This window comes from Bradyrhizobium sp. P2_E8 (assembly GCF_056403875.1).
The window spans coordinates 1-8,575 of sequence record NZ_JBFUES010000236.1 but is presented as its reverse complement, the minus strand read 5'-3'; the positions used below and the strand labels follow the sequence as shown (position 1 = coordinate 8,575).

Annotated in this window: 9 protein-coding genes; 6 read left to right on the top strand and 3 right to left on the bottom strand. The window is 57.8% G+C overall.

Annotated elements, in window-relative coordinates:
• Nucleotides 1-800: 800 nt before the first annotated feature.
• The 3 genes from AC1D00_RS15420 to AC1D00_RS15410 all read left to right on the top strand — a co-directional run bounded on the left by AC1D00_RS15420 (nucleotide 801) and on the right by AC1D00_RS15410 (nucleotide 1,645).
• Nucleotides 801-1,013, top strand: coding sequence for a hypothetical protein (locus AC1D00_RS15420; protein ID WP_477011267.1), 213 nt, complete (start codon nucleotides 801-803; stop codon nucleotides 1,011-1,013).
• Nucleotides 1,014-1,075: 62 nt separating this feature from the next.
• Nucleotides 1,076-1,294: a hypothetical protein gene (locus tag AC1D00_RS15415; protein ID WP_477011266.1), complete on the top strand. Its 219-nt coding sequence runs from the start codon at nucleotides 1,076-1,078 to the stop codon at nucleotides 1,292-1,294.
• A 30-nt stretch (nucleotides 1,295-1,324) separates the two neighbouring features.
• Nucleotides 1,325-1,645, top strand: coding sequence for a hypothetical protein (locus tag AC1D00_RS15410; RefSeq protein WP_477011265.1), 321 nt, complete (start codon nucleotides 1,325-1,327; stop codon nucleotides 1,643-1,645).
• A 91-nt stretch (nucleotides 1,646-1,736) separates the two neighbouring features.
• Here AC1D00_RS15410 and AC1D00_RS15405 read toward each other — a convergent pair whose 3' ends face one another.
• Complete coding sequence (locus AC1D00_RS15405) at nucleotides 1,737-2,093, bottom strand: hypothetical protein (RefSeq protein WP_477011264.1); 357 nt, start codon at nucleotides 2,091-2,093, stop codon at nucleotides 1,737-1,739.
• 483 nt (nucleotides 2,094-2,576) lie between these two features.
• Here AC1D00_RS15405 and AC1D00_RS15400 point away from each other — a divergent pair, with 483 nt between their 5' ends.
• On the top strand, nucleotides 2,577-2,903 hold the full coding sequence (locus AC1D00_RS15400; RefSeq protein WP_477011263.1) for a hypothetical protein: 327 nt from the start codon (nucleotides 2,577-2,579) through the stop codon (nucleotides 2,901-2,903).
• 986 nt (nucleotides 2,904-3,889) lie between these two features.
• Complete coding sequence (locus AC1D00_RS15395; protein ID WP_477011262.1) at nucleotides 3,890-4,075, top strand: hypothetical protein; 186 nt, start codon at nucleotides 3,890-3,892, stop codon at nucleotides 4,073-4,075.
• 781 nt (nucleotides 4,076-4,856) lie between these two features.
• On the opposite strand, the gene AC1D00_RS15390 is transcribed toward AC1D00_RS15395, so the two are convergent.
• A complete protein-coding gene (locus tag AC1D00_RS15390; protein WP_477011261.1) occupies nucleotides 4,857-5,111 on the bottom strand; it encodes a hypothetical protein in 255 nt (84 codons plus the stop codon).
• A 704-nt stretch (nucleotides 5,112-5,815) separates the two neighbouring features.
• Nucleotides 5,816-6,064, bottom strand: coding sequence for a hypothetical protein (locus AC1D00_RS15385; RefSeq protein WP_477011260.1), 249 nt, complete (start codon nucleotides 6,062-6,064; stop codon nucleotides 5,816-5,818).
• Between the two features lie 939 nt (nucleotides 6,065-7,003).
• Between AC1D00_RS15385 and AC1D00_RS15380 the strand changes: the two genes are divergently transcribed.
• Nucleotides 7,004-8,575, top strand: a 1,572-nt coding sequence (locus AC1D00_RS15380) for a PHA/PHB synthase family protein (protein WP_477011259.1), incomplete at its 3' end; no start/stop codon positions are given.

Genomic DNA, 8,575 nt, shown 5'->3' with positions numbered 1-8,575 from the left:
CCTCATAGCTGCCGGTGCCTGGAACGGCTTCGTGCTTCTTGATGGTGATGGATGCGGTCTGGGCTTCAATAATGGTCCGGCGTGGGCGCTGTCACGTATTTCGATATGCGAAATGGCTCCTGGGATTTCTCCGTGATTTTGTACTTCACTTGGCGCCAATTGGCCCCTTTTGTCCGCACCTGTTCTCCAACCGGAACGCCGGACGATGCTCGACCAGGTGCAGCTCAAGCCTTGGTTTTGTTTGGCTATTTGCCTGCCACAGCTGGCGATCCCAGCAGAAGTGACATATCAGCCAAAAACATACTCTTAGATTGGCAAACCGGCCTAACCGGTTCGGCTGACCGAAAACGACATTCTGGAGCTTTGGCAAACCCGGAGGTGCTCCATGCAGGCGCCGCCAGAGCCAGAAATGCGAAGCCCCGTGCCAGCTGGGGAGCTTGGGCACAGGGCGGGGTCGCAGAGGTCAATTAACAGCATAGAATCTGTCACGTCACCCCTCGACTTTCAAGCGGGCAGAGCTTGCAACAAGTATGAAGCACGGCTCTACCGCAGCACAATTCCGCAGCGTCGCGCCATGCTTTGCCCAGTGCTCTGGATCTCGTGGGGCGGATTTGTGCTGATCATGCGCGCGGCGACTCCAACCTCTGAAATGATGAGCATGGAAGAGTATTTGGAGGCTGCGGAGGAATGGGGCGCGATGCCGGGCGAAGACAGTTGTCCGTTTGAGCCCAAGCCATCCGATTGGGGATGGTACAAGGGTCGGCGCGTAGCGTTGGACTATTCCACGCCGGCCTGGGGCAATGACTGAAGACAAGCCAGAGGATGGCGAACTATTGGGCGGCGGTCTCGCCAATGCGGTTACCAATGACGAGACCGCCTCGCGCTCCGGGCAAGCCTGGATGCTCGAACCCGAAGGCTGCCAATTCTACAGCAATCAACTGAGTTCTGACGATTGCTCGAAAGAGGCACCCCTTCAGAAGGCCTTAATCTGCCCCGACACTTGTCCTAATTAGGACAGCACACCCGGCGCGCCCTTCAGATACGTTCTATCTGATGGAAAACGGTGGTTGGTGCCATGATGACAAAGCAGCGGATATTGGAATTGATTGCTGCGCGACCGGACCTCACCGAGGTCGAGATTTCTGAACACCTCTTCGGCAGTGACGGCTATCAGCAGCACGTGAACTCAGCTTGCGGCGAGTTGGTCCAGGCGCTTTGGCTCGAACGGCAGGGTACGGGAGGGCATGGCGACCCATTTCGCTATCGCCGCCGCCGGATCTTACATGCTGTATGAACGCAGCGGTATCAAGCGAGAGGCTGGCAGATGCGAACCGCAGTGGTCGGGCTGGTGCTGCTGGTGAGTCCTGCGCAGGCCGCGAGCTGGGATGCGCGGGATTGCGACTACGTACAAGTGTTCTTCGAGGCCTGTGCCCGCGGGCCGCAGGATCTGCCCTACATTGGTCAGGTGTGCATGGGCAAGGCGTTCCAGAGCGACACCATTCGCAGGGCCGAGTTTGAAAAGCGGCATCCAAATTTTCGGCTGCGTTACCTCGAGCGGGTGTGCAAGCAGGTTTGCGAAAATGAGCTGGCCACAGAGGCGGCGATCAGGCAGTTCTGCCGCCGCAATCGTGCCTATCGAGGATAGTGCCTTCCTGACTCAGGGATGGGGCATTAGCCAAACGGTGCAAAACGCATGTGCTTCCATCTCTGAGTCCTAGCCATAGACGGAGCGCCATTCACGCTGCTTGGCCTTCGTCGCCGGAGCTGCCCCCCCGCGGCGAAGCGTTATCAGCAGGTGGGTCGAGAGCGACTTCCGCAACGTGGGCCTGCCCATCTTCAGGCGAAGAGGTTCGGATCGGACGGTCCCCACGCGCCTTCAGGGCAATCCCGGCAAATACCCATGCGATGATCCAGCAAATGGACCACAGCAGAAAGCCAAAACCCTCCCCGGCGAGCAAGCCGGCGAAAAACGAAAACGCGTACGAGAGGAATGGCCATTTGCGGGACCCTCCAACCGAGAGTACCGCTCCAACCGAGATCAGAAACGGGGCGAAAGAAACGGCTATGACCCCAATCAGTTCGATCGTGTCCATGGCTCGAGTACCACCCTAAGGGAGTTTTTCCTTAGCGTATTAGTGAGCCGGACGTGAGCGAAGTGGGATCGCGGGTTAACCTTGATATTCGCAATGTGAGCTAATCTTGAAAGCGAGTCTCTGAGCGCCACCTCGGCCGGATGCTGGCTGAGCAGAAAGCGATGGTTGGGCGCGCTCGGCCTTCAGACGAATTTCTGCACCGCAGGATCTACGCGGTGCAGCTCGTCCTGGAGTGAATGCGGCAACACTGCGATTTAGCCGCAAGCGCGCTGCTTCCCAGAACATTTTCGAAAATTATTTTCATCGCTCATTAGCACCTATCAGCGCTGCTCATCGCTCATCAACGATTGAGCCCGTTTAGCGGCGCTGTGGGGTGCTTGCGCATTTTCCGTTTGAGCGCATTTTGAGTGTATGCAAACCACTCGCAATGAACTCGCTATGCGCTGCGCCACTTCTCGTTCGAAGATATCGAACGGGACGCGGTTGCTTTCCAACGTTGACGGCAGATCGCGTGAGGCAAGGCGCTTCCGGGATCTTGTCGCAAGCTTCGCCACCGAGATCGGCAGTGATCTCGGCGAGGTTGAAATGGGCCTGGTGCGCCAGGCGGCAGGCCTTGCACTTCGCGCCGAGCAGCTACAGGAAGCGATCGTGCGCGGTGAGCCCGTCGACAATGACGACCTGATCCGCATCTCGGGCACCAGCCGACGAATCCTGACGCTGCTCCAGGAAAAGGCCGCCAAGCGCAAGCAGCCGCCCCCGACCTTGCGCGATCGTCTCCAGCAGCGTGCAGCGGAGCGCGCCGAGGCCTAATTGAGCACGACGCCAAACATCGTAGAGGCCATGAACGACCCGGAGCTTTTCGGGCCGTGGTTCGATGGCGCGAGTTGGGATGGTTGTCGATTGGACAGAAGCTCGACGACCTTATGCCCGCGGCGCGGAGCATCGGGCCACATTCTGCTCCAATGCGGGATGCCGGCCGCGCGAAATTTCGATCCATTGATTAAGGACCAATACGATGTCTGATCCGACGCTAGGCTTTAATGTCGACACTGGCGGCCTCGAAAAAGGCCGCAGGCGTTGAGCGCTGCGACCTTGTCCGGGAAAATTGTCTGTCAGTGCAATGTACGATACTTCCAGCCCGGTTGGCGACGATGATTCCAAAATCTGGCGGTGACGTTGAGTCCCGAAATCATGTTCCGAGTCGGAACACATTGGAGTGTGGCGGCCACGCGACATTAGTGCACGTTCGCGGGAATTTAGATGGTCGCAATCTTAGCAGCTGTCGAAAATTCGCGAGTGTTGCAGCGAGGCAATTTTCAGAACCGCATAGTTGGTACAATATCGACATCAGCCGGTCGGAATTCGATCAGCGAGATCGGCTAGGCTCGGCACACGTTTCGGCGGGGGCAGTGTGCCGAGCCGCCGATCGCTAGCGACGGGTGATGCCCGTTCAGGACGGCGCGAGTGGAAATCCAGCGCCGCACCCGTTTCGCGAACAGGGTCCGTGGTTACCCCGTCTCACGCTTGGGGCTGTCCTAATTCGGACACTCGTAAATCGAGATTAGGACACTTCAAGTTCTGCCCACGATCTGTTGGTGTTCAGGATTTGTAACGCCAACCTACCTCTAAAGGGGTAGATTAGTTCATGTATGTTCCTGGCTGGCCGCACCCGCGGACGGGAAGTGAAGGCAGAGTGCGCTCTCCTCCTAAATGTCCCGTGGATCGTCCCAATCCGGCACATAAACGGTGGCACGACCCATGCTCGTCCAAAAGGCATCTTAGGAGACAGATGCCTCATGCCAACCTTTGTGGYGGGCTTTCAGGGGAAGGCCGATAGTGGGCTTGTTCAAGAACGTGTAACTGCGGATTCCGCAGCCGAGGCGGTGCGTCTCTTCCAAGCGAAATACCCGGCGCCCGCGTTCAAATTAGTGTTCATCACCCCGGCCCGCGGCGATAAGCCAAAGACAAAAGATGGCGACTGACTGCACTGTTCTAATTTGCTCCCGCGAGTATGGGACAGCACAACACCGGCTATTCTACGTGGACCGGCTTAACCGAAGACTCAGCACCATCACAAGAAAAGGCCCCAGCCCGGGGGGCTATCCGGCTGGGACTCTAGTTTTCCGGCACAACCATTTGGATAGAAGTGCCAGCCTCCTCAAGATTCAACATCGCCGGTATGGGCACGGTATGGCGAGAACTTGCGGAAAATAATCTAAGTTATGGCGCTCAAGGCGATTGTGTGATCCTCCCGCACTAGATGTGCCGTTTGGCGAATCCGCGCATGAAATTGCGAGTTTGGCGGCGGCACCTGAGTTGCCGCTCGGCCCGGCATCCCGCGGCCCTTCAGCCAGGCGAATGAGCTGTGCATCCTTCGGCGGCGCACAACAGCCTTTGTCTGGCGCTGCTTGCGACTCGCGGCTCTAATCAAAGAAAAAACTGACGAACTAGTCCACGGGGGAACGGGACATGCTGGACGCCATCCAGATCAGCTGCGCGCTTTGGGGAATGATCGTCTGCGGCGCCATCAAGGCCGCGCAACTCGCCCACTATCTATTCTAGGGTAACAGCCAGATCACCAATGCTACTCCGTCCCAAATCAGGCCACCGATCCAGGCGGTCATGACAACGCCGGCTGTAGCGAGATGGGCCTCGCCGAGCAGGTCGGAGCCCCGAGGCGGCGCCCGGCGTCTGCGTGTCGGTGGCTGCTGTGTTGACCTCTTGAGTCATGGTGTGTGTGCTGGCGACCCGTGGCAAACGGCCTCAGGCGGCGCGCTCCGATGCCGGTAGAAGGATGGTCTCCAGTTGCTTTTGCAGGGTGGCGACGGTCGTCCGCAGATTGTCGCGGCGTTCTCGCAACGTCAGAGCCAGCATCCGGTAGGAGTGGTTAGCGGGGTCGAAGACACGAGACTTGCGCTCTTCCTCCTCAATGTCGGCATCGAGGAATTGAACGCGCCGTCGGAGGTTGGAGATCAGCGCATGGAGCTGGGTTGGTGCGATCGCTTCGAAACGGGGCATCGGTTGCATCGGCTCGCCTCAATATGAAACAGGCCCACCTTGGGTCTGACGGATTGGGCATTGCAGAGCAAGTGGAGTGCCAGTCCTGAAGCGCGCTTAATTAACCCATTATATATATTGATGCCGGATTCGCGATCTGATCCCTTGGACGGGGAGGCGAATCACATGCGCGAACAGCTAGTGGTCACTCAATCATCGTGGACCGATTTGCGCCCCAGGTTCGAGGATTGCCACATCGTCACCGAGCTGCGATCCACCATTCTCGACCCCCGCGAAAGGCGTCAGATTTCGGTCTACCAATGCTCGAATTGCAGCCGGCTCGTCTGGAGGGATTATTAGTTCCGAGCGGTGCCCCAGTTTGATCTTGGAATGGCCTCGTTACACTGGCGGCTGGGGTTGGCCGACAAATTGCACGTGCATGTCGTGCAGGTACTGCACGTGGCGCTTTAACGGGCCCGCCGGGGGCTGGCTGCGTGGCGGGCCCTCACCCCAAGCACAAGGCCGCGTATGTCCCCCACGGCCCCGTCCCCGCACCGCACAGCGTTAAGGATGAATTGATGGTGCCGTTCACTGTCGCAGGCTGCGGTGCTAAACACCACGGAGCGATAGGTGTCCGCCTCTCGCTATCTGAATAACTCCCGCTGGCTCACAAGGCCGGCGGGTTTTTCTTTGGAGATCTTTCAGCGCAGCCGTGGGATAGCTTCCTAGATCGCGCCGATCTTCACGCAGATTGCATGGGCGACCATGAATACCGGGAGCGCAATCAGGAACCATAACATGGCGTCCGAGTCTCGATCCGGCGCAAACTCGCGGTTCGCGCCTGTCTCCTGGCCGTGAAGTACGATCGAAAAGGCCTGACTCGGTCTGGTGCGTTTGGCAGCGCGGCGCAAAAGCTGTTTGACAGTTGCTTCGCGCTTTTGCGCGAACTCCCCGCGTTCTTCTAGGTCAGACATCAGTTCCACTTTCAACCCGCCGAAACTATGCCGATCACTCCTTCTCTGCGGGAGGCATGCTAGGGGCTGGTGGCGGTGCTGGCTGTGGGGTTTCCGCTGTAGGCTCCGCAGCAATGCAGTCACCRGCCCAGATCTTCGTGCCCCTGACCGTGCCGACGAGTTTGCATCCCAATGGCGCCTGCGGCTTGGCATGGACAACCGGCTTTCTAGCGGCTTTCGGGGGAGATTGAGCAAGGGCGGCGTTAGCCGCAAAGAGCAGCGCGATAAGTCCGATCAGTGGCTTCATAGTTTCATTCCCCTCTTAACTCCGGCGCGCTTATTTCCCCTTCGCCTTCAGCCCGATCTCGACCAACCGCCTAATTGCTTCGGGACGGCCCGGTAAATCCGGCTGATTGCGGCGCCAATCATCAATGGCAGCAATGGCCTCTGGAGACCACCGCTCCCCCACCTGAATCCCTATTCCCGTAGGGGGGCGCCCCCTCGATTTTTTGGTAACAATTTTTCTTGCTGACTTCATGAAAACATGTTACCAAATAAGCAAGCCGAGGGGAAGCGCCAAAGGCGAGGGGCGGAAGTAGCGCCCAGGCATTTCCTCCCATCGCGTAGTTCGAAAGTTCAAGCTGAACGCCGAGCTTAGCGGTCGCTCCTCTCCCTTGGAGCTGCGGAGACGAACCCCCGCGCCCCTCTTCTTGCATTGGGCGACGTTGTAATGACATCGGGAGAAGGAGGTCGCACAACGTCTAGCTGCGTCGCAAAAGGTTTGGGCGATTTTCGCCGCTCGTAGCCGCGACGACGGCGGTACTTCGTTTTGGGTACACCGCAAGGGATCGGCCAGACAGCGAAATCGAGTCTATTCGTTTTCCAATCGCGTCCGGTGAGGTGTTAATCTTTTGGACGCGACCCAAGCTGCGCCGTACAGGCCTGCAGCAGGGGAAAACGATGGCCGACAACCGGATGCAGTTCAACTGGGATCCAATTGCGCTTGCAGCGCAACTGCTTAACATCGCGGGACAAAGCCAAGTACTGATGCGCTGCTTCGTGTCTTATCAACCGGACGCGATTAAATTCGGTATAGGCAACAGGTCAACGCTCGGGTTCGATTTTTTCGAACTCATGACGAGGATGATGACCGATCCGGTGGTAGTCGCCAACGCCCAGATCGACCTATTCTACAAGACGCTGGGTATCTGGCAGAAAACTGCGGAACGCATGCTCATGCTGCCTGCACGCGAGGCCGATGTCTCAAAAGACAAACGGTTCAAGCATCCCGACTGGAGTGAGAATGCTATCTTCAACTTCGTGAAGGACAATTATCTCGTCGCGGCAGAGACGATTCTTTCTGCAATCCGCGAAGTCAAAGGCATGGACGAGGCCTCGGCTCGCAAAGTCGATTTCTACACCCGCCAGTTCGTTGATGCCTTGTCACCTTCCAATTTCGTCGCCACCAATCCGGAGGTCCTCACTGCAACCCTTGCGTCCGGCGGGCAGAACCTGCTGCGTGGTCTGGAGAACCTTCTTGCCGATCTGGAGCGCGGCAATGGCCGCCTTGCGATTACGACCACCGACATGAAGGCGTTCCGCCTCGGCGAAAACATCGCAACCACTCCAGGAAAGATCGTCTACCAAAACGAGCTCATGCAATTAATCCAATATACGCCGTCGACAAGAGAAGTTCGCGTGCGGCCACTCCTCATCGTGCCACCATGGATCAATAAGTTCTATGTTCTCGATCTAAAGCCGAAGAACTCTTTCATCAAATGGGCCGTCGATCAGGGGCATACGGTCTTCGCCATCTCCTGGCTAACTCCCCATGGGAAGCTCGCCAAACATGGCCCTCAAAATTACATGCTCGAGGGGCCTTTGGCGGCATTGGACGCAATCGAGTCTGCGACCGGAGAGCACAGTGTCAACGCAATTGGCTATTGCCTCGGCGGAACATTGCTCGCCGCGACAATGGCATATTCGGCCGCGAAGGGCGACGACCGAATTACAAGCGCCACCTATTTCACGACGCTTGTCGATTTTACCGACGTCGGGGATATCGCCGTCTTCATCGACGAGGCGCAGCTGGCGTCTCTCGAAAGACGAATGCGCGAGCGCGGCTATCTGGACGCGCAAGAGATGGCGACAGCTTTCAATATGTTGCGCGCCAATGACCTGATCTGGTCCTTCGTCGTCAGCAACTACCTGCTTGGCAAGGAGCAGGTGCCCGTTGATCTTTTGTTTTGGAATTCCGATCCGACGCGCATGCCCGCGGCGATGCATTCGTTCTATTTGCGTGGAATGTATCAGCAAAATCTCTTGGCAAAACCCGGCGGCATCACGTTGGCGGGCGTGCCGATCGATCTTTCGAAGGTCACGACTCCGACCTTCATTCTGGCTGCGCGCGAAGACCACATTGCGCCATGGAAGTCGACCTATGCCGCGACACGCTTGTATTCCGGGCCGATCAAATTCGTTTTAGCCGATGCGGGCCATATGGCTGGCGTGATCAGCCCGCCCGGCACCAAA

Excerpts from the sequence above, each read along its gene's own strand:
- AC1D00_RS15405 (WP_477011264.1), bottom strand. The coding sequence starts at position 2,093 with ATGGACACGATCGAACTGATTGGGGTCATAGCCGTTTCTTTCGCCCCG.
- AC1D00_RS15390 (WP_477011261.1), bottom strand. The coding sequence starts at position 5,111 with ATGCCCCGTTTCGAAGCGATCGCACCAACCCAGCTCCATGCGCTGATC.
- AC1D00_RS15420 (WP_477011267.1), top strand. The coding sequence starts at position 801 with ATGACTGAAGACAAGCCAGAGGATGGCGAACTATTGGGCGGCGGTCTC.
- AC1D00_RS15385 (WP_477011260.1), bottom strand. The coding sequence starts at position 6,064 with ATGTCTGACCTAGAAGAACGCGGGGAGTTCGCGCAAAAGCGCGAAGCA.
- AC1D00_RS15415 (WP_477011266.1), top strand. The coding sequence starts at position 1,076 with ATGATGACAAAGCAGCGGATATTGGAATTGATTGCTGCGCGACCGGAC.
- AC1D00_RS15410 (WP_477011265.1), top strand. The coding sequence starts at position 1,325 with ATGCGAACCGCAGTGGTCGGGCTGGTGCTGCTGGTGAGTCCTGCGCAG.